The 24,371-nt window shown below is 63.1% G+C and carries 21 protein-coding genes and 1 other RNA gene; 7 read left to right on the plus strand and 15 right to left on the minus strand.

The window, feature by feature from the left end; genetic code table 11:
- Positions 1–8: 8 nt before the first annotated feature.
- The 7 genes from rpsA to gyrA all read right to left on the minus strand — a co-directional run bounded on the left by rpsA (position 9) and on the right by gyrA (position 10,216).
- On the minus strand, positions 9–1,721 hold the full coding sequence (gene rpsA, locus ACG01O_RS09415; RefSeq protein ID WP_394383819.1) for a 30S ribosomal protein S1: 1,713 nt from the start codon (positions 1,719–1,721) through the stop codon (positions 9–11).
- Between the two features lie 163 nt (positions 1,722–1,884).
- Positions 1,885–3,885, minus strand: coding sequence for a bifunctional 3-phosphoshikimate 1-carboxyvinyltransferase/cytidylate kinase (locus tag ACG01O_RS09420; protein ID WP_394383821.1), 2,001 nt, complete (start codon positions 3,883–3,885; stop codon positions 1,885–1,887).
- Positions 3,885–4,781 (minus strand): prephenate dehydrogenase, encoded by an 897-nt coding sequence (locus tag ACG01O_RS09425; protein WP_394383822.1) that lies wholly within the window; start codon positions 4,779–4,781, stop codon positions 3,885–3,887. The genes ACG01O_RS09420 and ACG01O_RS09425 overlap by 1 nt, the downstream gene beginning before the upstream one ends.
- A 3-nt stretch (positions 4,782–4,784) precedes the next feature.
- Positions 4,785–5,882, minus strand: coding sequence for a prephenate dehydratase (gene pheA, locus ACG01O_RS09430; RefSeq protein WP_394383824.1), 1,098 nt, complete (start codon positions 5,880–5,882; stop codon positions 4,785–4,787).
- Positions 5,875–6,972 (minus strand): 3-phosphoserine/phosphohydroxythreonine transaminase, encoded by a 1,098-nt coding sequence (gene serC, locus ACG01O_RS09435; RefSeq protein WP_394383826.1) that lies wholly within the window; start codon positions 6,970–6,972, stop codon positions 5,875–5,877. The genes pheA and serC overlap by 8 nt, the downstream gene beginning before the upstream one ends.
- Positions 6,973–6,981: 9 nt before the next feature.
- Positions 6,982–7,575 (minus strand): DUF2059 domain-containing protein, encoded by a 594-nt coding sequence (locus ACG01O_RS09440; RefSeq protein WP_394383828.1) that lies wholly within the window; start codon positions 7,573–7,575, stop codon positions 6,982–6,984.
- 1 nt (position 7,576) lies between these two features.
- Complete coding sequence (gyrA, locus tag ACG01O_RS09445; RefSeq protein WP_394383829.1) at positions 7,577–10,216, minus strand: DNA gyrase subunit A; 2,640 nt, start codon at positions 10,214–10,216, stop codon at positions 7,577–7,579.
- 266 nt (positions 10,217–10,482) lie between these two features.
- Between gyrA and ompA the strand changes: the two genes are divergently transcribed.
- From ompA to ACG01O_RS09475, 6 genes are all read left to right on the plus strand, one after another.
- Positions 10,483–11,139: an outer membrane protein OmpA gene (ompA, locus tag ACG01O_RS09450; RefSeq protein ID WP_394383831.1), complete on the plus strand. Its 657-nt coding sequence runs from the start codon at positions 10,483–10,485 to the stop codon at positions 11,137–11,139.
- Positions 11,140–11,215: 76 nt separating this feature from the next.
- On the plus strand, positions 11,216–11,917 hold the full coding sequence (gene ubiG, locus ACG01O_RS09455; protein ID WP_394383832.1) for a bifunctional 2-polyprenyl-6-hydroxyphenol methylase/3-demethylubiquinol 3-O-methyltransferase UbiG: 702 nt from the start codon (positions 11,216–11,218) through the stop codon (positions 11,915–11,917).
- 17 nt (positions 11,918–11,934) lie between these two features.
- Positions 11,935–12,600, plus strand: coding sequence for an HAD family hydrolase (locus ACG01O_RS09460; protein ID WP_394384206.1), 666 nt, complete (start codon positions 11,935–11,937; stop codon positions 12,598–12,600).
- A 13-nt stretch (positions 12,601–12,613) separates the two neighbouring features.
- Positions 12,614–12,986: a transfer-messenger RNA gene (ssrA, locus tag ACG01O_RS09465) on the plus strand.
- 323 nt (positions 12,987–13,309) lie between these two features.
- Positions 13,310–14,596 (plus strand): hypothetical protein, encoded by a 1,287-nt coding sequence (locus tag ACG01O_RS09470; protein ID WP_394383834.1) that lies wholly within the window; start codon positions 13,310–13,312, stop codon positions 14,594–14,596.
- A complete protein-coding gene (locus tag ACG01O_RS09475; RefSeq protein ID WP_394383836.1) occupies positions 14,593–15,681 on the plus strand; it encodes a hypothetical protein in 1,089 nt (362 codons plus the stop codon). Before ACG01O_RS09470 ends, ACG01O_RS09475 begins: the two co-directional genes overlap by 4 nt.
- A 187-nt stretch (positions 15,682–15,868) precedes the next feature.
- Here ACG01O_RS09475 and ACG01O_RS09480 read toward each other — a convergent pair whose 3' ends face one another.
- From ACG01O_RS09480 to lexA, 8 genes are all read right to left on the minus strand, one after another.
- Entirely contained in the window at positions 15,869–17,062 is a 1,194-nt protein-coding gene (locus ACG01O_RS09480) for an AAA family ATPase (protein WP_394383838.1), read from the minus strand.
- Positions 17,059–17,526 (minus strand): CHC2 zinc finger domain-containing protein, encoded by a 468-nt coding sequence (locus tag ACG01O_RS09485; protein ID WP_394383839.1) that lies wholly within the window; start codon positions 17,524–17,526, stop codon positions 17,059–17,061. The genes ACG01O_RS09480 and ACG01O_RS09485 overlap by 4 nt, the downstream gene beginning before the upstream one ends.
- Before the next feature lie 49 nt (positions 17,527–17,575).
- On the minus strand, positions 17,576–17,827 hold the full coding sequence (locus ACG01O_RS09490; protein ID WP_394383841.1) for a helix-turn-helix transcriptional regulator: 252 nt from the start codon (positions 17,825–17,827) through the stop codon (positions 17,576–17,578).
- A gap of 154 nt (positions 17,828–17,981) precedes the next feature.
- Positions 17,982–18,668 carry a hypothetical protein gene (locus ACG01O_RS09495; protein WP_394383842.1) on the minus strand — a complete coding sequence of 229 codons (687 nt, stop codon included), beginning with the start codon at positions 18,666–18,668 and terminating at the stop codon, positions 17,982–17,984.
- A 174-nt stretch (positions 18,669–18,842) separates the two neighbouring features.
- Positions 18,843–20,279, minus strand: a complete 1,437-nt coding sequence (locus ACG01O_RS09500; RefSeq protein WP_394383843.1) for a hypothetical protein — start codon at positions 20,277–20,279, stop codon at positions 18,843–18,845.
- Positions 20,280–20,410: 131 nt separating this feature from the next.
- Positions 20,411–20,968, minus strand: coding sequence for a hypothetical protein (locus tag ACG01O_RS09505; RefSeq protein ID WP_394383844.1), 558 nt, complete (start codon positions 20,966–20,968; stop codon positions 20,411–20,413).
- A 178-nt stretch (positions 20,969–21,146) separates the two neighbouring features.
- Positions 21,147–22,469 (minus strand): tyrosine-type recombinase/integrase, encoded by a 1,323-nt coding sequence (locus tag ACG01O_RS09510; RefSeq protein ID WP_394383846.1) that lies wholly within the window; start codon positions 22,467–22,469, stop codon positions 21,147–21,149.
- Between the two features lie 209 nt (positions 22,470–22,678).
- A complete protein-coding gene (lexA, locus tag ACG01O_RS09515) occupies positions 22,679–23,350 on the minus strand; it encodes a transcriptional repressor LexA (RefSeq protein WP_394383848.1) in 672 nt (223 codons plus the stop codon).
- A 146-nt stretch (positions 23,351–23,496) separates the two neighbouring features.
- Here lexA and ACG01O_RS09520 point away from each other — a divergent pair, with 146 nt between their 5' ends.
- Complete coding sequence (locus ACG01O_RS09520) at positions 23,497–24,351, plus strand: asparaginase (RefSeq protein ID WP_394383850.1); 855 nt, start codon at positions 23,497–23,499, stop codon at positions 24,349–24,351.
- Positions 24,352–24,371 lie beyond the last annotated feature (20 nt).

Here is a 24,371-nt window from a genome sequence, read left to right on the forward strand (position 1 = left end):
ACGAGAGCTTAGTTGCCCTGGTTGTCCAGCTTGGCGCGCAGCAGGGCGCCCAGGCTGGTCGTGCCGGCGTTTTCACGCTCGTTCGACTGGCTCAGACGCTGCATGGCTTCTTGCTGGTCGGCGCTGTCCTTGGCCTTGATCGACAGCTGGATGTTGCGGGTCTTGCGATCCACGTTGACGATCACGGCGGTGACTTCGTCGCCTTCCTTCAGCACGTTGCGGGCGTCTTCCACGCGGTCGCGGGAGATTTCCGAAGCGCGCAGGTAAGCCATCACGCCGTCAGCCAGTTCGACTTCAGCACCGCGCGGGTCCACGGTCTTGACCTTGCCGGTCACCGAAGCGCCGCGGTCGTTGATGGTGGTGAAGGCGGTGAACGGGTCGCTGTCCAGCTGCTTGATGCCCAGCGAGATGCGCTCGCGCTCGACGTCCACAGCCAGCACGACGGCTTCGACTTCCTGGCCCTTCTTGAAGTTGCGAACGGCGGTTTCGCCGGACTCGTCCCAAGACAGGTCGGAGAGGTGCACCAGGCCGTCGATGCCCTGGGCCAGGCCCACGAACACGCCGAAGTCGGTGATCGACTTGACCGGACCCTTGACCTTGTCGCCGCGCTTGACGTTCTCGGCGAACTCTTCCCACGGGTTGGCCTTGCACTGCTTCATGCCCAGGGAGATGCGACGCTTGTCTTCGTCGATTTCCAGGACCATGACTTCGACTTCGTCGCCCAGCGAAACCAGCTTGCTGGGGGCGATGTTCTTGTTGGTCCAGTCCATCTCGGAGACGTGCACCAGGCCTTCGATGCCCGGCTCGATCTCGACGAACGCGCCGTAGTCAGCGATGTTGGTGACCTTGCCGAACAGGCGGGTGCCGGTCGGGTAGCGGCGGGCCACGCCGAACCACGGGTCGTCGCCCAGTTGCTTGATGCCCAGCGAGACGCGGTTCTTCTCGGCGTCGAACTTCAGGACCTTGGCCGTCAGTTCCTGGCCGACCGTCACCACTTCGCTCGGGTGACGGACGCGGCGCCATGCCATGTCGGTGATGTGCAGCAGGCCGTCGATGCCGCCCAGGTCCACGAACGCGCCGTATTCGGTGATGTTCTTGACCACGCCCTGGACGATTGCGCCTTCCGACAGCGTTTCCAGCAGCTTGGCGCGCTCTTCACCCATGGAGGCTTCCACCACAGCGCGACGCGACAGCACAACGTTGTTGCGCTTGCGGTCGAGCTTGATGACCTTGAATTCCATGGTCTTGCCCTCGAACGGGCTCATGTCCTTCACCGGGCGGGTGTCCAGCAGCGAGCCGGGCAGGAAGGCGCGGATGCCGTTGACCAGAACGGTCAGGCCGCCCTTGACCTTGCCGGAGACGGTGCCGGTCACGAAGTCGCCAGACTCCAGGGCCGTTTCCAGGCTCAGCCACGAGGCCAGGCGCTTGGCCTTGTCGCGCGACAGGATGGTGTCGCCGTAGCCGTTTTCGATGGCGTCGATGGCGACGGAGACGAAGTCGCCGACCTGGACTTCCAGTTCGCCTTGGTCGTTCTTGAATTCTTCGATGGGCACGTAGGCTTCAGACTTGAGGCCTGCGTTGACGACGACGAAGTTGTGCTCAACGCGAACGACTTCGGCCGAGATCACTTCGCCAGCGCGCATGTCGGAGCGCTGCAGCGACTCCTCGAACATTGCGGCAAAGGATTCCATGCCGGAAGCGGCGGTTTGGGTTTGGGACATGTTGATTGATCCTGGTGCGGCGGGGAGCCCCGACGCGGCGTGCAGACGAGCTGCGGGTTAAGTTGTTGACATCGCCCCTCTCGGTGAACTGACGTTCGGAGGGAAGAGAGGCGGGCCGTGGCTTCTCAGGCCGGGGCCGACTGCAGCGGAATCGAATTCCGCGTCAGAACGGCCGGCGCTGTTGCCACCAATCCAGCACTTGGGTCACCGATTCCTCGATGCCGAGTGCCGAGTTGTCCAGCAGCAGCGCGTCTTGTGCGGGAGCCAGCGGCGAGGTCGCGCGGTTTTTATCCCGCTCGTCCCGCGCCTCCAAATCTTCGCGCAAGCCCTCGATATTAGCGGGAATTCCCTTGGAAATCAATTGCTTATATCGCCGCTCGGCGCGCGTGGCGGCGCTGGCGGTCAGGAAGATCTTCAGGGGCGCATCCGGGAACAAAGCGGTGCCCATGTCGCGCCCGTCCGCCACGAGGCCCGGCAGGCGGCGAAAGCTCAGCTGCAATTGGTGCAGCGCGCTGCGCACTTGCGGGTGCACCGCCACCTGCGAAGCCAGCAGCCCGGTCGCTTCGGCGCGCAGGCGGGCGCTGACGTCTTCGGAGCCCAAAAAGATGTGGCCGTCCTGGAAGCGCAGGTCGAGGCCCGGCACCAGCGCGGCCACGGCATCGCCGTCGTCCAGATCGACGCCGGCGCGGCGCGCGGCCAGGCCGGCCACACGGTACAGCGCGCCGGAATCCAGCACGCCGTAGCCCAAGGCCTTGCCGACTTCATCGGCCAGCGTGCCTTTGCCCGATGCTGTTGGCCCGTCGATCGTGATCACCGGGATGTCGGCGGCGTCGGCGGTGACGGTGGCGAACAGGGTCTCGAAGTAGTCTGGAAAGGTCTTGGCGACGCAGTGCGGCTCCAGGATGCGCACCGGGACGGCCGCGGGCGTGACCAGGCCGTTGAAGGCAGCCAGCGAGAAGCACATCGCCACACGGTGGTCGTCGTAGGTGTGGATGGCGGCGGCCTGCCAGTGGGCAAGCGGCTGCACTCGGATCCAGTCCGGGCCTTCATCCACCGTGGCGCCGAGCTTGCGCAGTTCCGTCGCCATCGCCGCGATACGGTCGGTCTCCTTGACGCGCCAGCTGGCAATGTTGGTGAGCGTGGTGGGGCCGTGGGCGTAGAGCGCCATGACAGCGAGCGTCATGGCGGCGTCGGGAATGTGGTTGCAGTCGAGCGTGATGCCCTTGAGCGGCCACGCGCCTCGGCGCACCTCCAGCCAGTTCGGGCCGGCCTGGACCTCGGCGCCCATGGCGGCGGCCGCTTCGATGAACCGCACGTCGCCTTGCAGGGACTCTCGGCCCACGCCTTCGATGCGCAAGGGCGTGTCGGTGGCGGCAATCGCGCCCAAGGCGACAAAGTACGACGCAGACGACGCATCGCCCTCCACGAACACTTCGCCCGGCGAGCGGTACTTGCTGCCGGCGGGAATGACAAAGGCTTCCCAGCCCTCGCGCCGCACCGCAATGCCGAAGCGGGCGAGCAGGGCCAGCGTGATCTCGATGTAGGGCTTGGAGATGAGCTCGCCAATGACCTCGATGCGGATGTCTCGCGTGGCCACCAGCGGTAGCGCCAGCAGCAGCGCCGTCAGGAACTGGCTGGACACATCGCCGCGCACGCGCACCGGGGTGTCGAGTGCCAGAGGGGAGGGGCCGTGCAGGCGCAGCGGCGGGTAGCCGGGGTTGCCGAGGTCGTCGATGGCGCAGCCGAGTCCGCGCAGGGCGTCCACGAGGTCGCCGATGGGGCGTTCGTGCATGCGCGGCACGCCCGACACTTCAAAGCTGCCGCCCTGCGTGGCAGCCAGCACCGCGAGTGCAGCGGTCAGTGGCCGCATGGCCGTGCCGGCATTGCCCAGGAAGAGCTTGGCCTGCTTGGCCAGCAAGTTGCCGCCCAGGCCCACGATGCTGACCGTGTCGCCCTCCTGCACCACGCCGCAGCCCAGCGCGCGCAGGGCCTCCAGCATGACGGCGGTGTCGTCGGACGCGAGCAGATCGCGCACCACCGTGCGTCCTTCGCTGAGGGCGGCCAGCAGCAGCACGCGGTTGGAAATGCTTTTGGAGCCGGGCAGGCGCACCGTGCCCGCGGCACCGCGCAAGGGCGGCAGGTCGAGGAAGGGGATCTTGAACATCACTTAGCCGTCGGGCGGCCGGGAGGAACAGCGGGGGAGGGCAGGCTCCAGGCCTCGCGGCCTTCGGCAATCGGGCGCAGCGCGGCTTCGAGCGCGGGCGCGTCGCCGGCTTCGATCAAGGCTTCGAGCTGGTCCAGCGTGGTGCGGAATCGCTTGGACTGGGCCAGCACTTCGTGCTTGTTGGCCAGCAGGATGTCGCGCCACACGGCCGGATCGCCCGCCGCAATGCGCGTGAAGTCACGAAAGCCCGGACCGGCCAGGCTCAGGTAATCCCGTGCAGCGGGTTGTTCGGCAATGGCCTGGAAGAACGCGAACGCCAGCAGGTGCGGCAGGTGGCTGACGGCGGCGAACGCGGCGTCGTGGTTGTGCGGCCGCATCTTCAACACTGTGGCGCCCAACGCCGACCACACATCCGTCGCGCGCTGCACCAGCACCGGGTTGGTGAAGGGCTGCGGCGTGAGGATGACTTGGCGGCCCTCGTACAAGGTCGCTTCAGCGTGTTGAACGCCGCCCGACTCCTTGCCGGCAATCGGGTGGCAGGGCACAAAGCTGGCGGCCCGTTCACCCAGCGCGCGGCGCGAGGCTTCGATGACGTCGCACTTGGTGGAGCCCACGTCCATGAACAGCACGCCGGGGTTCACCAAATGACGGATGGCCTTCAGCGTGCTTTCCGTGGCGGACACAGGCACGGCGATCAGCACGATGTCCGACCCCGACACCGCCAGCAGCGCTGACTCGGCCGCGACGTCAATGACGCCCAATTTCTTGGCCTGCTCCGTGGTGGACGGCGACTTGCTGTAGCCCACCACCCGCTTGACCAGGCCCGCGCGCTTCATGGCCAGGGCGAAGCTGCCGCCCATCAAGCCGCAACCGATCACGCCAAGTTGCTGAAACATGCGTCAGGCCTTCACGGGGTAGGCGCCCAGCATCTTGAAGAAGGCGCACGACGCTCGCAGCTCCGCCAGTGCCGCTGCCACGTTGGGCTGGCTCGGGTGGCCGTCGAGGTCGATGTAGAAGTAATAGTCCCACTGGCCGGTGCGGGCCGGGCGGGATTCCAGGCGGGTCATGGACACGCCGTGCGTTTTCAGCGGCACGAGCAGGTCGTGCATGGCGCCTGGGCGGTTGGGCACGGAGACCACCAAGCTGGTGCAGTCGCGGCCGGTGGCCGGCGGCGTGGCCATGGTCTGCGGCAGGCAGATGACGGCGAACCGCGTTCGGTTGTAGGGCTCGTCCTGAACGGCGTGCGCCACGATGTGCAGGCCAAACAGCGTCGAGGCGCGTTCGCTGCCCAGCGCTGCCCATGCTGGGTTCTCTGCTGCCAAGCGCGAGCCTTCAGCATTGCTCGACACCGCGCGGCGTTCAACGTCAGGCAGGTGCTTGTTCAACCAGTTCTGGCACTGCGCCAAGGCCTGCGGATGCGCGAGCACGGCTTCGATGCCGTGCATCGACGGCTCCTTGCGCATGAGGTTGTGGCGGATGAGCAGGCTCACCTCGCCCACCACGTGGCAGGGCGTGTGCAGGAACAGGTCCAGCGAGCGGGTGACCACGCCTTCGGTCATGTTCTCGACACCCACCACCCCGAACTGTGCGCTGCCTGACGCGGTCGCGTGGAACACCTCGTCGAAGTTGGCGCAGTAGGTCATGTCGGCGGCGCCGCCGAAGTATTCGATGGCCGCCTGCTCGCAGAACGTGCCGACCGGCCCCAGCACCGCCACGCGCTGCGGGGATTCCAGCGCGAGGCACGCCGACATGATCTCGCGCCAGATCGCCGACACATGCTCGGCCTTGAGCGGGCCGGGGTTGGCGGTGCGGATCTTGTCGATGACTTGCGCCACGCGGTCGGGCCGGAAGAATGGCGTGCCTTCGGCGCGCTTGATCTCGCCCACGCGCTCGGCCACGCGGGCACGCTCGTTCAGCAGTTGCAGCAGTTGTTTGTCGAGGCCGTCGATCTGGTCGCGCAGCGCGAGCAGGGCCTGCGAGGCGATGGGTTCAGCCATGACGGGCCTCGAATTCCTTCAGGAAGTTCACCAGCGCTTGCACGCCCTCCAGCGGCATCGCGTTGTAGATCGAGGCGCGCATGCCCCCGACCGACTTGTGCCCCTTGAGTTGCAGCAGCCCAGCGGCTTTGGCCTCGGCCAGGAAGCGCTCGTTCAAGGCGTCGTCCTTCAGGTAGAACGGCACGTTCATGCGCGAGCGACAGTCCGCTTCCACGCGGTTCTCGTACAGCGAAGAGGCGTCCAGTGTCGTGTAGAGCAGGGCTGCCTTGTCGATGTTGCGCTGCTCCATGGCGGCCAAGCCCTGCAGGCCGGCGTACGTGAATTGCTTGACCCACTGGAACACCAAGCCCGCCACGTAGATGGCGAACGTGGGCGGCGTGTTGAACATCGACTGGTTGTCGGCCACCGTCTTGTAGTTGAAGGCCGAGGGGCAAATGTCCAGCGCATGGCCCAGCAGGTCGTCCCGCACGAACACGAGGGTGAGGCCGGCCGGGCCGATGTTCTTCTGCGCACCGCCAAACGCCAGGCCCACGCGGCTCCAGTCGATCGGGCGGGACAGCAGATGGGACGAGCAATCGATGACCAGCGGCACGCCGTTGTCGATGCGAGGCAGTTCGTGGAACTCCACGCCATCGATGGTCTCGTTGGTGCAGACGTGCACGTAGGCGGCGTCGCTTCGCAAGCTCCAGGTGTTGGCGCTGCCGGGAATGTTGCGGCCCGAGCCTTCAGCGACGACCTGGACGTCCGCATAGCGCCGCGCTTCGGCCGCGCTCTTGCGCGACCACGAACCCGTCACCGCCACGTCCACCTTGCCGCCGCGGCTGAGGTTCAGCGGCACGATGGCGTTCTCGCCCAGGCCGCCGCCCTGCATGAACAGGATGCGGAAGTTGGCTGGCACGGCGAGCAGTTCGCGCAGGTCTGCTTCCGCTTGCTCGTAGATGGAGATGAATTCCTTGCCGCGGTGGCTCATCTCCATCACGCTCATGCCGCTGCCGCCCCAGTCCAGCATCTCGGCGGCCACTTGCTGCAGGACAGGTTCAGGCAGGGTCGCCGGGCCGGCGGAGAAGTTGAACGGGCGTTGGACTGGCATTGAGGCGGGCTACTTCTTGGGCGCAGAGGCGGGGGCGGGGGCAGCAGGCTTGGCCGGCGCTGCGTTGCCCGGTGCGGGCAGACCCAGCTGCTTGGCGAAGTTGGCTTGAAGCGTCTTCAGGCGGCCTTCCAGCGTCGGCGCGGCTTCGGCCATGACCTTTTGCGCCACGGCCTTTTGCAGCTCGAAATTGGCGGTGTCGAACTTCTGGCTGACCGGGGATTCTGCCCAGGCCAGGATCTGCTTCAGTTCGTCCTCGTTGAAGCGTTCGTCCAGCAGCGCCGAAGCCGTGCCGGGCAGCGCCTTGGTGACCTTGTCGCGCACATAGGGCACGTTTTCGTCGAGGAACTTCTTCAACTCCGCGTCCAGGCCCTTGGCCAGTGCATCGCGCTTGTCCTGCGGCACTTGCTGCAGCGCCGCGCCCACGCCCTGAATCAGTGGCGTGAGAGGTTGTTGAACCATGTTGCGAGACAGGGCATCAGCGCGGCTTTGTTGCAGCGCCACGATCTTGTCGATCAGCGCCTTCTTGGCGGGCGTCGGCTCAGCCAGCACGGAGCCGGTGGCCAGGGTCACGGCGAGGGCCAGGCCCAGCTTGCGAAAGGTCATGTCAGTCCTTGGGGGATTCCGGGGCTTCCGAAGCGTCGGCGCCGTCGGCAGCGTCGCTCGCGTCAGATTCGTTGGCGTCGTTTTCCACGATGCGCTGCAGGCCCGACAGCTTGGCGCCGTCGTCCAGGGCGATCAGCGTCACACCTTGGGTGGCACGACCGAGTTCACGAATTTCAGCAACGCGGGTGCGCACCAGCACGCCCTTGTCGGTGATCAGCATGATCTCGTCTTCCGGGCGCACCAGCGTGGCAGCCACCACGCGACCGTTGCGCTCGCTTTGCTGGATGGCGATCATGCCCTTCGTTCCCCGCCCGTGGCGGGTGTACTCGACGATGCTGGTGCGCTTGCCGTAGCCGTTTTCGGTGGCAGTCAGCACGCTTTGGCTTTCGTCCTCGGCCACCAGCATGGCGATCAGGCGCTGATCGGGTTCCAACATCATGCCGCGCACCCCGCGGGCGGTACGGCCCATCGGGCGCACATCGTCCTCGTCGAAACGCACGGCCTTGCCGCCGTCGCTGAACAGCATGACATCGTGGCGGCCGTCGGTCAGCGCGGCGCCAATGAGGTGGTCGCCCTCGTCCAGGTCGACGGCGATGATGCCGGCCTTGCGCGGGTTGCTGAAGTCCTTCAGCGAGGTCTTCTTGACCGTGCCCATGGCCGTGGCCATGAAGATGAAGTGGTCTTCAGGGAAGCTGCGGAACTCGCCGGTCAGCGGCAGCACGACGGTGATCTTCTCGCCCTGTTGCAGCGGGAACATGTTCACGATGGGCTTGCCGCGCGAATTGCGCGAGCCCTGCGGCACCTCCCAGACCTTCAGCCAGTAGACGCGGCCGCGGTCGGAGAAGCACAGGATCCAGTCGTGCGTGTTGGCGATGAAGAGCTGGTCGATCCAGTCATCGTCCTTGGTCGCTGTCGCCTGCTTGCCGCGGCCGCCTCGGCGCTGCGAGCGGTATTCGCTGAGGGCCTGGCTCTTGATGTAGCCGGTGTGGGACAGCGTCACGACCATGTCGGTTGGCGTGATGAGGTCTTCGGTGCCCAACTCTTGCGCGTTGTGCTCAATGACGGAGCGGCGCGCGCCCAGCTTGGTCTGGCCGAACTCGGTCTTCAGCTGGGTCAGCTCGTCGCCGATGATGGTCGTCACGCGCGACGGCGTGGCCAGGATGTCCAGTAGATCGGCGATCTCGGCCATCACGTCCTTGTACTCGCCGACGATTTTGTCTTGCTCGAGGCCCGTCAGGCGCTGCAGGCGCATCTGCAGAATTTCGCCGGCCTGTGCTTCGGACAGGCGGTACAGGCCGTCCGGCTGCATGCCGAACTGGGCTTCCAGCCCTTCCGGGCGGTAGGCCGCGCTGCCACCTTCGGCACGCGACAGCATCTCGCGCACCAGCGACGAATCCCAGCTCTTGCTCATCAGGGCCGCCTTGGCCACCGGCGGCGTGGGCGAGGTCTTGATGGTCTCGATGAATTCGTCGATGTTGGCCAGTGCGACGGCCAGGCCTTCCAGCACGTGGCCGCGCTCGCGGGCTTTGCGCAGTTCGAAAATCGTGCGGCGGGTCACCACCTCGCGGCGGTGCTCCAGGAACACGACGATCATGTCGCGCAGATTGCACAGCTTGGGCTGGCCGTCCACGAGGGCGACCATGTTCATGCCGAAGCTGTCCTGCAGCTGGGTCTGCTTGTAGAGGTTGTTCAGGACGACCTCGGGCACTTCACCGCGCTTGAGCTCGATGACGACCCGCATGCCGGACTTGTCGGACTCGTCCTGGATGTGGCTGATGCCCTCGATCTTCTTCTCGTGCACCAGTTCTGCGATGCGTTCGAGCAGGCTCTTCTTGTTGACCTGGTAGGGGATCTCATCAACGATGATCGCTTGGCGATTGCCCTTGTCGATGTCTTCGAAGTGCACCTTGGCGCGCATCACCACGCGGCCGCGGCCGGTGCGGTACCCATCGCGAACGCCAGCCAGGCCGTAGATGATGCCGGCGGTGGGGAAGTCCGGGGCCGGGATGATTTCCATCAACTCGTCGACCGTGCACTCCGGGTTCTTCAGCGCGAACAGGCACGCATCCACCACCTCATTGAGGTTGTGCGGCGGGATGTTGGTGGCCATGCCCACGGCAATGCCGGCCGAGCCATTGACCAGCAAATTCGGCAGACGCGTGGGCAAAACCAGCGGTTCTTTGTGGCTGCCGTCGTAGTTGGGCCCGAAATCGACGGTTTCCTTGTCGATATCGGCCAGCATTTCATGGGCGATTTTGTCCAGCCGGATTTCCGTGTATCGCATCGCCGCGGCGTTGTCGCCGTCGATCGAGCCGAAATTCCCCTGGCCGTCGATCAGCATGTGGCGCAGGCTGAAAGGCTGGGCCATCCGCACGATGGTGTCGTAAATCGCTGAGTCACCGTGCGGGTGGTACTTACCCATGGTTTCACCCACCGCTTGTGCCGACTTGCGGTACTTCGCGTTGTAGGTGTTGCCCATCTCGTTCATCGCGTACAGCACACGGCGGTGCACCGGCTTGAGGCCGTCCCGTGCGTCGGGCAGGGCTCGCCCGACGATGACGCTCATGGCGTAATCCAGGTACGAGCGGCGCATCTCCTCTTCGAGGCTGATGGGCAGGGTTTCCTTGGCAAACTGGGTCATGCGGTGGGACTCACGCGTGCGCTGCACTGGCGCAACGACGGTTGGGTGTAAGAGAAAGACGGAAATTCTAAGGGCGGCACCCCTTGTAGCAGCAGCGCAACAGCGCCGGCACGCCTACGGATGTAGGCCGCCACAATGCGTTGGGCCCGGTGCTCGCATGGCACAATCGTCGAGTCCCTAGGAGAAACCCTAGAGTTTCTTCTGAGGTTAGAGGTTCGAGTACTGACTCTCGCAGGGCAACTGCGGCATTCCTTGAGAGGAGAATCATGAAGAAACTGAATCGCGTGGCGTCGCTGTTTGCGATGGCTGCGGTCGCCGCTGCTGCATCGTCGGCGTCGGCACAAGCCATCGACAACTGGCGCGCAACCGACGGCACCGTTTGGAAGAACGGCACCAACGAGTACTGCTGGCGCGACAATTTCTGGACGCCGGCGACGGCTGCCAAGGGTTGCGACGGCGAAATCAAGCCGGCCCCGAAGGTCGAGGCTCCGAAGCCTGTCGCTCCGCCGCCCCCGGCTCCCGCTCCGGTCGCTCCGAAGCCCGTGACGCCCCCGCCCGCTCCCGTGAGCGAAAAGGTGACGTTCGCTGCTGACGCCTTCTTCGACTTCGACAAGGCTACGCTGAAGCCCGAAGCCACCGCCAAGCTGGATGACCTGGTTAGCAAGACCAAGGGCATCAACCTGGAAGTCATCATCGCCGTGGGCCACACCGACTCGGTGGGCAGCGACGAGTACAACCAGAAGCTGTCGATCCGCCGCTCGGAAGCCGTCAAGGCCTATCTGGTGAGCAAGGGTGTCGAGCCGAACCGTGTTTACACGGAAGGCAAGGGCGAGAAGCAGCCCGTGGCCGACAACAAGACCGCTGAAGGTCGCGCCAAGAACCGCCGCACCGAGATCGAAGTCGTCGGTACGCGCAACAAGTAAGTCCAAGCGCCCTCGGGCGCTTTGCGCAAAGCCCCGCACGCTCGCCGTCGGGGCTTTTCTTTTTTCTGCATTCGTCATGACGATCAACGCCGACCCGCAAGAGCTCGCCAAGTTTGGTGAGCTGGCTCACCACTGGTGGGACCCCGAGAGTGAATTCAAGCCACTGCATCAAATCAACCCGCTGCGGCTGGGCTGGATTCAGCAGATGTGCCCATTGGCCGGCAAGCGGGCGCTCGATGTGGGCTGTGGCGGCGGCATCCTCAGCGACAGCATGGCCCGTGCCGGCGCGCAAGTGCTAGGGATCGATTTGTCCACCAAACCGTTGCGTGTGGCTGAGTTGCATGCCATGGAGGCTGGTACCGAAGGCGTGGAATACCGGGAGATCGCGGTGGAGGCGCTGGCGGCCGAGCAGCCGGGTTGCTTTGATGTCGTGACCTGCATGGAGATGCTCGAACACGTGCCGGACCCGGCTTCGGTGGTACGTGCATGCGCGAGCCTGGTCAAGCCCGGCGGCTGGGTGTTTTTGTCCACGCTGAACCGAAACGCGAAGGCCTTTTTGCTGGCCATCGTGGGCGCGGAATACGTGATGAACATGCTGCCGAAGGGCACGCATGAATATGCGAGGTTCTTGAAGCCGTCCGAGCTGGCGCAATTCTGTCGAGACGCTGGCCTCGAGCTGCAGGCCAGCCGCGGCTTGAGCTACAACCCGGTGACCCAGCGCTACAGCCTGGGCAGCGACACCGACGTCAATTACATGCTGGCCTGCCGCCGGCCCTAGTGGCCGTGTCGGTGGACATGCGCGAAGGGTGGTGGGCGAACGTCGTCCTGTTCGATTTAGACGGCACCCTCATTGACAGTGCGGCGGATCTGGGCCGCGCAGCCAATGCCATGCGGCTCGCGCGCGGTCTCTTCGAGCTGCCTTTGGCGCAGTACCGGCCCTATGGAGGGTCAGGCGCGAGGGGCATGCTGGCGCAGGCCTTCGGCGTCGCCCCTGGTCATGCGGACTACGAAACGCTCAAGGTTGAGTTTCTGGATCGCTACGAACTGCTGATGCATGAGACCACCTGCGTGTTTGACGGGGTCGATTCGGTGCTCCGTGGGCTGAAGGCCGTGGGCGTCCGCTGGGGCATCGTGACCAACAAGGCCACTCGTTTCGCCGAGCCACTTGCTGCGCGGCTTGGCCTGCATGCGGAGGTGCTCGTGTGCGGCGACAGCACACCCCACGTGAAGCCGCACCCAGCGCCGCTGCTCGAGGCGGCGCGCCGGATCGGTGTGAATCCAGAGTCCTGCCTGTACGTGGGTGACGATGCGCGCGACATCGTTGCGGGCCGGGCGGCAGGGATGTCGACCGGCGTGGCCCGATGGGGATACCTGGGGGCTGAAGAGGCTCCCGAGGCATGGGGTGCAGATATTCTTTTCAGCGAGCCGGCTGAGCTCTTGAAGCGGCTCCGGCTGCCCTAAAATGCGAGGTTCTGGGGCCGACCTGGTTTCGACGTGGGTGCGGATCCGGAGTGGGGCATGCCGAGCACCAGTTCGCTCGTAAATCCACTGGAACAAAAGTAACTGCAAACGACTCTACGTTCGCACTCGCCGCTTAATTGCGGTTGAGCTTCTCAACGGCAGGCCGATGGGCCGGGCTGAGTTCCGCAAGGGATGAGGCTGAGAAGTCATTCACATCGGCTGGCGTTGGGCCGGGTCACTCGGTTCAACGTGAGATTCAGTGACTGGCGGAAAAGCTAGCGTGCCACTGCGCGAGTTGACCGTGAGATTGAAATCAGCCGGCTAAGCATGTAGATCTGCCCGGTGATGGCTTGCGGACGGGGGTTCAATTCCCCCCGGCTCCACCATCAATGAAAGCAAAAAGGCCCGTGTCGGTGACACGGGCCTTTTTCATTTCAAGTGAGCCGGGGTCACACAAACACTGCCACTTTGATCCGATTAGGACTGCGATCGACGTCGAATCAATGCGCCAGTTGTACGCATAGTTGTACGTTAGTGGCGAACACTTGGACAGCCTGACAGGCGGTCGCATCGCTAGCTTTACACCCACCACTGGCGCTGATCGCTCAGGCTGATCTGCATCGTTCGCCGCTGGCGGTGTCAGCTGACTTTGCCGGTAAGTGGTCTACCAGGCCTCCCTAGAATGCCGCGACGTTTTACGGGGAGTCACATGTCGACCGCTACCAATGAAGCCAAGGCTGAGTTTGCACATGACCTGCAGGTGGGGCTCGCTCGATCGAGCGTGCCGGAATTTGGAGAGTTGCCTCTTGTCGGCATGGCCGCAAAGCTAGCGGTGAACATCCGTGGTCTCGGTGCCATCCAAGGAGAAGTGCTGCGTCAGGTCGCGGACCACTTCTTTGACATCCCAGCTCTAGCGCTGCGGCCAGTGCTCGACATCCTCGCCGAAATCGGCTACGTCGACCTAATCACGACAGGCAAGACGATCAACTCTGTCATCCCCAACGTTCCACACTTCGCCTCCGTGTATGGCGGCCTGGGTGAGTACGTAGGAACGATCAATTTGACGGAGCACGAAGAAGTCGCGATCGCCGTCCTGAACGAACTGAAAAGCAAGCCGGAGAAGCGCGACGCGATGATTGGACGCCTCGGCGCGTCAATGCCGGTATTCAGCCGCGTGGAGCTCATTGCCAAGACTGGGGGGCTCGTTGTACCGAAGCGCGCTCGTGGGCAGGATGTCCTTGTCAGTCCCTACTACTTCGCCGACAGCTTAGACGCCCTCGCGTCGCACGCTGCGGCGGGTGGCGCAAATATTGTTCAGCGACTGCTCGACCTGCTGAAGAAGGCACAGGGTTGGCCACTTTCGATGATCCGTAGTCGTGGCGAAATCAATGGCACGAAGCTAAGTCCGACTGAGCTCCAACTTCTGGAAGAAATGGTTGCGGATGGCGTCCTCCGACCACCAAGCCTGAAGAACCCAACGGTCAACGAGCACTTCGTCTTCACCCCGCGGCCTGGGGCAGGCGCCATGAATGGAAGTGCCCGAGAAATTTATGAGCGCACAATGGCAATCGTTGCAGCTGTGCGAAAAGGTCAGCTGTTGCCGAGTCGCTTTGCTATCAAATACCCAGCTGCCCTTCTCGATAAGCTAGCTTCCGAGAAGAAGATCGGTGCCAGTACAGAAGCCGCCTTGCAATACACCAATCTGGTGACCCTTCGAGTTGGCAAGCTCGTGCCCCGTCCACAAGCCGGCTGGTACGAGTTTCAGCTGATCGATACACCGGAGAACGCGCAAGCACTTCAAGATGCCATTTCGATTTTTAGGTCGGGCGAGCCACTGTCAAGTGGCGTATCGGACGACGCCCGAATTGCCCTGCAGCGTGACGAGACTTATATACAGTCCATCGTGGCATCAACCTCCCTTCGCCAAATTGCAAGACCGCCTCTTGATGAACAGGCGCGCGCTCAAATGGAACAACTGCTGCTGGATCTTCGATGATGAAAGATGCCATTCAGAAACAGAAGGCCGTGCGCTATTGCGTGGCGCACGGATATATCCCGTATATGGAGTGCCTAGTTCGTTACGGTGAGGACACAGCCGCCAAGCCTGCCGACATTACTGACGTCGATGTACTTGGCGTCCGTCCGGCAGGGGAAGTGCGTGAACGCCGAGTTGTTTTCGATTGCAAAACACTCGCTAAGACAAGCGGCGTTGGCCGGGCACTCTGGGCGAGCGGACTGCTTCAACTAGTGCAGGCAGACGAAGCGTTTGTAATCCTCGTCAAACCTGCCCCCGATGGCCACCGACTAGCTGCGAGAAAAATCGGCGTTCACTTGTTCGCAGAAAAGATTTTCGACGAATATGCGCGTTCATCGTCAACGAATTACTTGGAAGGAATCACGTATCTCGACAACCTTGCCGCGTGGGATGCGCTGTGGAATCTGCGCACTCAGCTCCCACGGGTGGCACCGCTTGTCGAATATTTGTCTAGTGAAGCTGCGTTTGAACGGAGCGCAACCGCAGGTTTTCGCACCCTTCTTTCGAGACTGAAATCCGCCGAGGGGGAGTTTGACGTGACCAAGCCTGTTCACCGACTACTGTACGGCATGGTTATTAGCCAAGCAATCACGTTCTTAAGCGCGATCGTGCGAGAGTTCAGTACAGTTTTTGATCAGAGCATGGATTTGGATGCTTTTCAGAGCGCGTTGAGAAATCACGTTTGGGGTGGGCGAGAGGGCTACGAACTTCGAAAGCGCTTACATATAGCGCTGCAGGTAAGCAGAAACGAAGAGGTCGGAGACTTCCAACTCCCAGGTTGGGATAAGTTTGTCGAGCTTGTCAGAGCTCTTCTAGATGCGCCGATGTTGGCCGGGACCCCCGCACTGCCCGTGAAAGACATAGCCTTTCGAGAGATGGGCACGGCAAGCGCACTGGCTGACGCGCGAATCAAGGCAGAGCTTGGTGCGAACCCCCGGGCACGACAGTTCGCCATGGGAGTAAATCGCTACGTCGGTTCGCTCTCGCGCCTGTTGAAAGACTGTTCGGACAACTTTACGACCGGTATTTCAAAGGTAACGGCGTAGCAGGCCGCCCAAGTTGCCTGCGGATCGCTTCAATCCTTGCAGTTCGCGGTTAGCTGCAGTCCGGCACGGTCGACTGCTGAGCGGGAGTCGTCTGGCTGGACGGCGTCAACAACTTCAGCCCACGGCTCACGCGCCGCACGTAGTCATCGAGCTGATCTTGTCAGCGAGAAAACGGACGACTGACCGGTTACTTGGAAAGGGTGCCAACCGTGCCAACGTTGTCCCGCCAACAATGTTCGGCCTCCTTGGCATCCTTGAGTTTCTTGGCCGCCGCTTCGGCAGTCATGCTCCATAGCCAACCAGCGGATTCCTTGCGCGACTCAACACCCAGCTTGGCTTTCGCACGCTTGATCGTGCGCTCGCTATGTCCGGCTTGTCGCGCTTCGGCAAGGATGTACTTCGCCGACTTCGGCCCATGGGCCAGCTCGCTGCGCAGGAACCCGCACGCGTCCTCAAAGGCTGACGCATCGCCCTCTTCAACCTGATCCGTTTCCGCATCTGCCAGCAGCTCGCGCGCAGTGCCGTCGACGGCCTGACCCCAGTCAATCAATGTTGCATGCACACCGGGGTATTGGCTCAGCTCGATCTGCTCGATGCCGTACTCAAAGCCTCCGTCATCGGGGCCAATGTTGGACTTGCTGCGTACAAGCAGCCGCCGGTCGTCTTCGCCGCCGCTGCCTTTAACCTTGGCTGCGCACAGCACGACCCGCGCAACAGCCCCAAACGCCATGGAGCCCACCACACGCTCGGTCGGATCACGGCCCGCCGACCCCTTGCTGAAATGCGAGATGCCCAGGACCGCCGCGCCCAGAGCTGCGCCCAGGTCTACCAGCGGTTGCAGCGCGCGCCGGACTTCGGTGTTCTTGTGGCTGTCACCGGCGACAGCCGAAACGACGGGATCGACGACCAGCAGCCGAACGTCACCGATCTGCTCAGCCTTCGCAAGAAGCTGCGCCATGTCCCGCGCTGGGTCGAAAGGCAGCACCTCTCGCCCGATCCGGGCGCCGGTGACGAAGAACACCCGCGAGGGGTCAGCGCCCATGGCCAGCAGGCGCGGCAACAGCGTGTCGGCGGGGTCGTCCTCGCCACTCCACATCAGCACATTTCCAACCGGGCATTGCGAGCCATCGGGCCAACGCCCGCCACTCGTCACTGCCGCTGCAAAGGCCAGCGCAATCGTCGTCTTGCCCTGCCCCGGCGCGCCAGCCAAAACGTGGAACTTGCCCAAAGCGAGCCACTCTTTCCAAAGCCAGGACACGGGCTCAGGCTTCAGTGATGCCGCACAGGTCAGGATTACGCCGTCTTCCAAGGGCGGCGGCCTCGTTGCGCTGAGCATCTTGTCGCGGTAGGCGTCCAATTGGTCCCAGTCGGCCGGGTTCATGCTGCGTGCTCCTGCATGATGTTCTCGATGACGCGCACCGCATCCAGCAGTCGCTTGCGGCATGCGGCGTCTGGAAGCACACCCTGGATGGACAGCCCCGTCATGGCGACGACCATCGCCTCGCGCTGGAGCAGCTTCAGCGCCGCCGATGCGGACAGCGTGCGCTTAACGGCGGGCCGAGTGCATTCCGTGCCGTCATCCACCATCGCGCCCAGCTTCTCGGCCGCCTCAGCGAAGTCCCATTGATGGGCCTGCATCGCGTAGGCCAGCACGTCGCCGCCGTGGACCTCGCAGGCCATGCACTTAAAGGCACCGCTTGACGCTTTGATACGCATGGAGTCGCTGCCGCCATGGAAGACGCATCGCGTCGTCTTCCAGGGGCCAGGGCCTTTGAGCGTGAGCCCTTCGACCTCATAGAACGTCAATGGGTCGGGCAGCAAACTGCGGTCGAACTTCTTGCCCATCAGTGGCCTCCCGCATGGACAACCGACGCGAGCGAGTCAGGTCGGTAAATCATTGGTCGCCACCCTGAGCCTGAATCCAGGCGCGCACGTCGGCAGCCTTCCAGCGCGTGCAGCGCTGGCCCAGTCGGATGGGTTGCGGGAACTCGCGGGCGGCAACCTTGCGGTACAGCGTTGCCGACGAGAGGCCCGTGGCCTGGGCTACGGTTTGGATGCGCAACAGCGCATCAGGCAGTTGCACAGCGTCAAGCTGCTGAGGGTTGCGGTCATTGCCGCGAGTGGGTTCGAGAGCGTTGTGGAGCATGTGCGTCCTTGTGGTTTGAACGGACGCAAATGTCGAATTTGGGCACCGGCCGGAATAGCTGGTAAGGGTCGGAATTAGGCCTGCTGCCCCCCTTCAGAAATAGGCCGGCCATTGAGCAAACCCGCATGGATGCTGGGCTTCAAAGGGGCGGCCTTTAGCCGCTGCGCTTTCGACGGCCGGCAGCCTTGTCCGGATTTGCGACCGTCGCAATGCGTTGGACCGCCTCGTCAGAAAGTCGAAAATTGGCCTGTAGGTACCGCACAAGGCGCGCCTTGAATGTCACTGCCTCGTCACCGTAGCCATTGAGGACCGCCCGAAAGGCAATGTTCGCGGCCTGCAATTCTTCGGGCAGGTCGGATGGGTCAATGTCGGTCTCAGCCGGCGGCGCCTCCACGGCTTTGATCGCCACTCTCTGGGCCGGCTCCTCGAAGTCGTAAACCGACTCCATCACGTTGCAGCGCAGCCAGTCGCGCAACTGGGCACGGGAGAAGGCCTGATCGGAAAATTTATGCAGTTGGGCGGACACGAATGCAATGAACAGGCCATCGTTGGCTGGTTTGGCCGTCGCCGACTGTGCCGCCAGATCCACACTGACCAGGCACCCTTTGGCGGAAGTCGGCGGGGCCAAGCGAGATCCTGGCGCCAGCCGCCCCCGCGCAACTTTGAAGGCTGTGACGGTCTGCTGGTAGTCATGCTCAAGGCGCGCGAGCACGACGCTCACCTGCCGAAGGTGCGCGGAGTCGGCTTTCCAGGCCTCGTCGGGCTCATAGCCCAAGATCAACGCAGCCGCTTGCCGACCGGAAAACTTCGCTGCGTAGTCCCAGTGCGATAGATCCGTCATTCCTCCCCCTCTTGCTCCTGCCTGGCCCGGGCGTGTTTCCACCCGTCGGCCGAATGGGATTGTCGCGCGCCTCACTTAGGAGCGTCCCCTTAGGACCGCTCCCTTAGGACTGCTTCCTTAGGACCGCTTCCTTAGGGGCGCTTCCTAAGGGGCGCTTCCTTAGGGGCGCCGCCTTCAGTCTTTCTGCTTAGCCGCTGCTCGCACGGCTTGCCATTCGGAGCGCTTGTACCAAGGGTCACGCTGCAAAAAGAATGAGTTGGGCAACAGGCCTTGAGGCATATCGACGCCGAGCACGATGAAAGCGAGCCGCTCGGCGAGCCGCGCAAAGTGCCAATGAGCCTCGGCAATAGCCTGTGCGCTGTATTCCTGCCGCAGGCCATGCGCAAGCGAATCGCGTATCTGCTTTAGGCCCGGCAGCTTCGTAGTACCCCGCAACGGCCAAAGATCAGACATGCAGGCGGCGAGCTTCGGATGAGCAGCCTGAAATTTCTCGAATCGAACGTTGAAGCTCGGACCGCTGCCTTCAACCGATTTCGCAAATCCTTCGATCCGGGCCGCAACACCCGCCGCATTTGGACTGCTGGACGTCTTCACGCGGCCAGCCAAATCAAGCAGGCCCGCCATCACCTCAGAGTCAGTTTCACGAAGCTTCTTCCGCTCATCGTTGGTAAGCTTCTCCAGCGCAATGACTTGCTCCAGGGCGCTAAACAGCGCCAAGAAGTTTCCAGCAGCGGTTCTTTTGACATGCGGCGCCAGCGCTACGGATATCAGAGTGACGGCCTCCTGGGTGTCCGCTGGCGCCGCGAGAAAACTCTGCACGAACGCCTGCGCGCAAGCGTCAAATTCATTTCTGAGGCAAAGGTCCGCCACCGGCTCTTCAGCCATGTCAGGGGCGAGATTGGGGTCTAGAGGATCGAACCACATCGTCTCGTTGCCGTCGCGCCTCTCCCAAATCCACCCATGCAGCGTTATGGCCTGCCTTGTGAGGATGGAAAGAGGCCTCAGCACGCTCCTTATCTTCTCGACCAAGCTATCCATCGGAATCGCAGTCGCCTCGTCGTATCGAACTTCGGCCGCGAAGCTAGCGCGGATCTCGGCGGCGACGCCCTTGTCTTCGATGTGATGGATGCTCCAGAACTTGAGGAATCGAACTGCGCCAAGCTCCGCTGTCTGCAACTTGAAGAGTTCCACTGCCATTTCTGGTGTTGCGGTGTAGTCGACCTCCGCCTGATAGTGCTTTTTGAAGAAACGCACCGGCGACAGCACAAATAGGACTCTCGACCGCTCGCTTGGCCAGCTACTCGCCTTTATCCAGAGCTGCCCTACGTGGTTGATGTTGAACTCTCCCCGCGCATGTCTTCTGCGAGTAGCGCCGGCCGGAATCGAGCGATACCAGAGCTCTTTGATCTCAATTCCATTTGGGCCACTGGCGCTCCGAAGCGAGCAGGGGTTCTCCAGTGCTGGCGGCTCGCTATCGCTCAGCGGAATCTCGATTGAGATCGACGCGGGCAAGCCGCCGGCAGCGGGCTCCGTTATTCGGCAGTCGACCTCTAAGGTCAGTCCGCTCCTATCTGTTATGACAGCGTCGAACGCCGCGTCTCTTAGGTACATGCTGTTCCGCTTCTTGTGATAGCCACTGTCGCCACTACGCACAACGGCGCTGTGCGGCTGGCGTATGCGGCGGCCGCCTCCAGCCAGCGGTTGAAGTCGGCTCGTGTCGATTGCCCGCCGCCACGTGCTCTCTAGAAAATGAGTAGCTTGTAGCCGTCGCACAGCTTCTCGTAATAGAAGCCGTCGACCTCGATATCTTCCCTGTCACACGCTTGGCTCAGGTAGGTTTCCACGTCCTTCTCATCCGCGCCACGAAACACGCCAGCGCACGCCACGTACCGCACGCTCAGCCCATCGAACGACTGCTTGCGGGCCGAGAACACCTTGTTCGCGTCCTTGCACATACGGTCAATGCAGGCGCGGTAGTCGTCCGCTTGCTTCAGCTCAACGAAGTACCACTGGTCTTTGGCCTGACGCTTCAAACGAAAACCGATATCCAACGCCATTCGCGACTGGCCGAGCTTTGTTCTTCGGTCCGTATCGAAGGGGTGCTCCATGTCCCACTCAGCAATCTTGTCGTCGGCGTGTGACAAGAACAGAGCCAATTCGACCTGCCACCATTTCTCCCACCCGGACACGCCGAACTCATGCACCTTGTCCAGGGCTTCGATGACCCGCTTATCGTCGAAGAACTCGAGCAGCACTTCTGCGATCTTGTCTAGGTCGTCGCCGCTGTCGCGCTTCGGCATGGGCTCTCCTGAGGCCTAAGGAGGCTGAATCGTACGTATGGAAAACCTTATAGGCGTACGTACGGAGCTCGTACGTACGACAGCCTTGCATCACCTATAGGCGGTGCTGCACCGACGATCTATCGAGTCCGTACAGCAAGAGGCGGTCGGCCTATAGAGCACCGCCCTATAGAAATTTCTATATGGAACCCTGTAGCTGGGCCTCTGCAACAGGGAATGCAATGACCTCGGCTCCATCCCGTAGGCGGTCCAAATAATCCGCCCACGCCTGCATCATGGTCCGACGCTGATCGAGGTATTGCGTACGGTTGTACGCGCGCCCTAGCGAGTCAGCCACGGCATGCGCAAGCTGCGCCTCGATGACTTCCGGCGCAATGTGCAGCCGCTCGGCGATCATGGTTCGGGCCGTTGCCCTGAAGCCATGCGCTGTCATATCGTCATTGCCATAGCCCATGCGACGCAGGCCACTGCGTACGGTGTTCTCGCTCATGCAACGCTGGCTACTCGTCAGCGCCGGAAATGCGTACCGGCTGTGTCCAGTGAGCGGGTGCAGCTCCTTGAACAGTTTCACAGCCTGGCTAGCCAGCGGGACAACATGCGGCGGCCCATCTGCCTTGTCCGCTTTGGTCCGCTTCATCGTTGCGCCCGGGACCGTCAGGGTCGCCCCCTCAATGTCCAACCAAGCCCATTCGATGTGACGCAGCTCGCCAGGCCGGAGCAACAGCAGCGCGGACAGCAGCAGTGCCGCGCGGGTCACCGGTTGACCGCGGTACTCGCTGATATCTCGCATGAGCTTGCCGACCTGCTTGGGATCGGTGATGGCGGCATGGTGGCGCGACTGGACCGGCCTGAGGGCATCACGCAAGTCAGCCGCAGGGTTGCGCGTGCAATCGCCCGTGGCGATGCCGTAGCGGAACACCTGCCCGCAAGCGTCTTTGACACGATGAGCCGTCTCGATGGCACCGCGCGCCTCGATCCGCCGGAGGCATTGAAGCAGTTCCGGTGCCTCGACCTCGGCGATTGGGCGCTTGCCAATCCAGGGGAAGGCGTCTTGCTCCAACCGGATGCGCGTTCGTTCGGCATGGCCGGCGCTGACCTTGGCCTCATGGACGGTGCTGAGCCATTCACGCGCGACGTATTCGAACGTTCCAGGGAGTGGGAGGCCGGCGTCGGTCAGGCGAGCCGCTTCAACCTTCCGTGCTTTGGCGTCCTTGTCGGCCTTTCGCTTGTCGCTGGGGTCGGTTCCTGACGCGATCAACGCCAACGCCTCACGCCGCCTTTGGCGGGCGGCGGCTAGCGTGACCTCGGGATAGGTGCCGAAGCTGAGCCGGTTTGGCTTGCTATCAAAGGTGTACCGCAGGCGCCACCAGCCGGCGCCGCTGGGCTGCACCTCCAGCACCAGCCCACCACCGTCCCCGATGGTCTTGGCCTTGCCGGCCGCCGCGACGAGCTTGATCGCCGCTTGGATTGCCTTGTCGCTCAGTTTCTCGATGCCAGCCATTCTGTACAACTCCCTTGAAGAGCTGCTCACTTTGGAGCAGTTGTTCAGATTGTTGTACGGCCGGCGGTGCTACGCAAGGCCCCGTCATGAGAGGACATGCAAAGAAAAGGCTCCTAAGTCGTTGATTTACTTAGGAGCCTTAGCGGTCGTGAACCCTTGTGGTTCACTGGTCTGGTGGAGCCGGGGGGAATTGAACCCCCGTCCGGCTTTCAGTTGAAGCCTTGGCCGCGGATCAGGCCGACGGCGAGCCCCTCGATGGCGAAATGCTCGCTGGCTTCGTCCACACGGATGGGTTGGAAATCGGCGTTTTCCGGCAGGAGTTCGATGCCGTCCGCATTGCGCTTGAAGCGTTTGACGGTGACTTCCTCGCCAACGCGTGCCACCACGATCTGGCCGTTGCGGGCGTCTTTGGCAGACTGGACGGCCAGCAGGTCGCCGTCGAGGATGCCGATGTCTTTCATGCTCATGCCTTTGACCTTGAGCAGGTAGTCAGGCCGCTTGGCGAACAGACCCGGCTCCACCGTGTAGGTTTGTTCGACGTGTTCCTGCGCCAGGATGGGCGCGCCGGCCGCAACCCGACCGATCAGCGGCAAGGTGAGTTGCGCGAGGGCCGGAATGGGCAAAGAAAATTGCCGTGATCGGTTCAGTTCGCTCAGCGTGTCGGACTTCAGGCGAATGCCGCGGGAGGTGCCGCCCACCAGTTCGAGCATGCCTTTGCGGGCCAGCGCTTGCAGGTGTTCTTCAGCCGCGTTGGCCGACTTGAAACCGAGTTCAGAGGCAATTTCCGCGCGGGTGGGGGGTGAGCCGGTGGTTTCGATGGCGTGACGGACCAGGTCGAAAATCTGCTGTTGGCGGGCGGTAAGCTTGGGGCGGTCTTGCACGAGCGGCCTTTGAGGGCGCTGGAAATTTGTCCAGCACCTGTATTTTCATCCAGGAAATCAGCAAATTGCAAACGGAATCCGAATTGATCGTCATTTTGGGGACGGGTGGAACGATTGCCGGAACGGCGGCTTCGTCCAGTGACGGTGTGGGATACACCGCGGCGCAGTTGCGGGTGGAGGACCTGATGGCTGCCGTGCCCGGCTTGGCGGGGCGGCAGATCGAGGCCCAGCAAGTGGCCCAACTGGACAGCAAGGACATGGATTTCGGCACCTGGCAGGTGCTGGCGCAGGCGGTGCAGTCGGCGCTGGACCGGCCCGAGGTGCGTGGCGTGGTGGTCACGCACGGCACCGACACTCTGGAAGAAACCGCCTACTTTTTGCACCGGGTGTTGGCCCCGGCCAAGCCCGTGGTGCTGACGGCCGCCATGCGTCCGGCCACGGCGTTGGCACCTGATGGGCCGCAAAACCTGTTCGACGCGGTTCAGGTGGTCGCAACGCCAGGGGCGCGGGGGGTGATGTTCGCGTTTGCGGGCCGGGTGCACGATGCAGTGCAGGTGCGAAAGACGCACAGCTACCGTGTGGATGCGTTCGAGTCGGTGGATGGCGCTCTGGTCGCCCGGGTTGAAGAGGGCCACGTGCGGCAGTTGAGCCGCTGGCCAACCGGTGTGCCGCTGGGGCTTGACCAGGTCTCGGCCCCGGTTGCGCGATGGCCCTGGGTGGAGATCGTGTTGAACGACGCGGGCGCGGATGGCAGCGTGGTTCGTGCGCTGACCGCGGCTGGGGTGCGGGGCATCGTTGCGGCGGGCACCGGCAACGGGACGCTGTCGGCCCGTTTGGACGTGGCCTTGCGTGAGGCGCAGGCGCAGGGCGTGCGAGTCGTGCGCAGCACGCGGTGCGATGCTGGGCCTGTGATGGACTTGCCCGGCTTGCTGCCCACCGCGGGGGCGCTGAGCCCGGTGAAGGCCCGAGTCGAGATGATCCTGGGCCTCTTGCAGGCTTGACTGCGGCGCCGCTGCGGTCG

Origin of the sequence: Pelomonas baiyunensis, assembly GCF_043555935.1 — a bacterium.
Classification (GTDB): domain Bacteria; phylum Pseudomonadota; class Gammaproteobacteria; order Burkholderiales; family Burkholderiaceae_C; genus Pelomonas; species Pelomonas baiyunensis.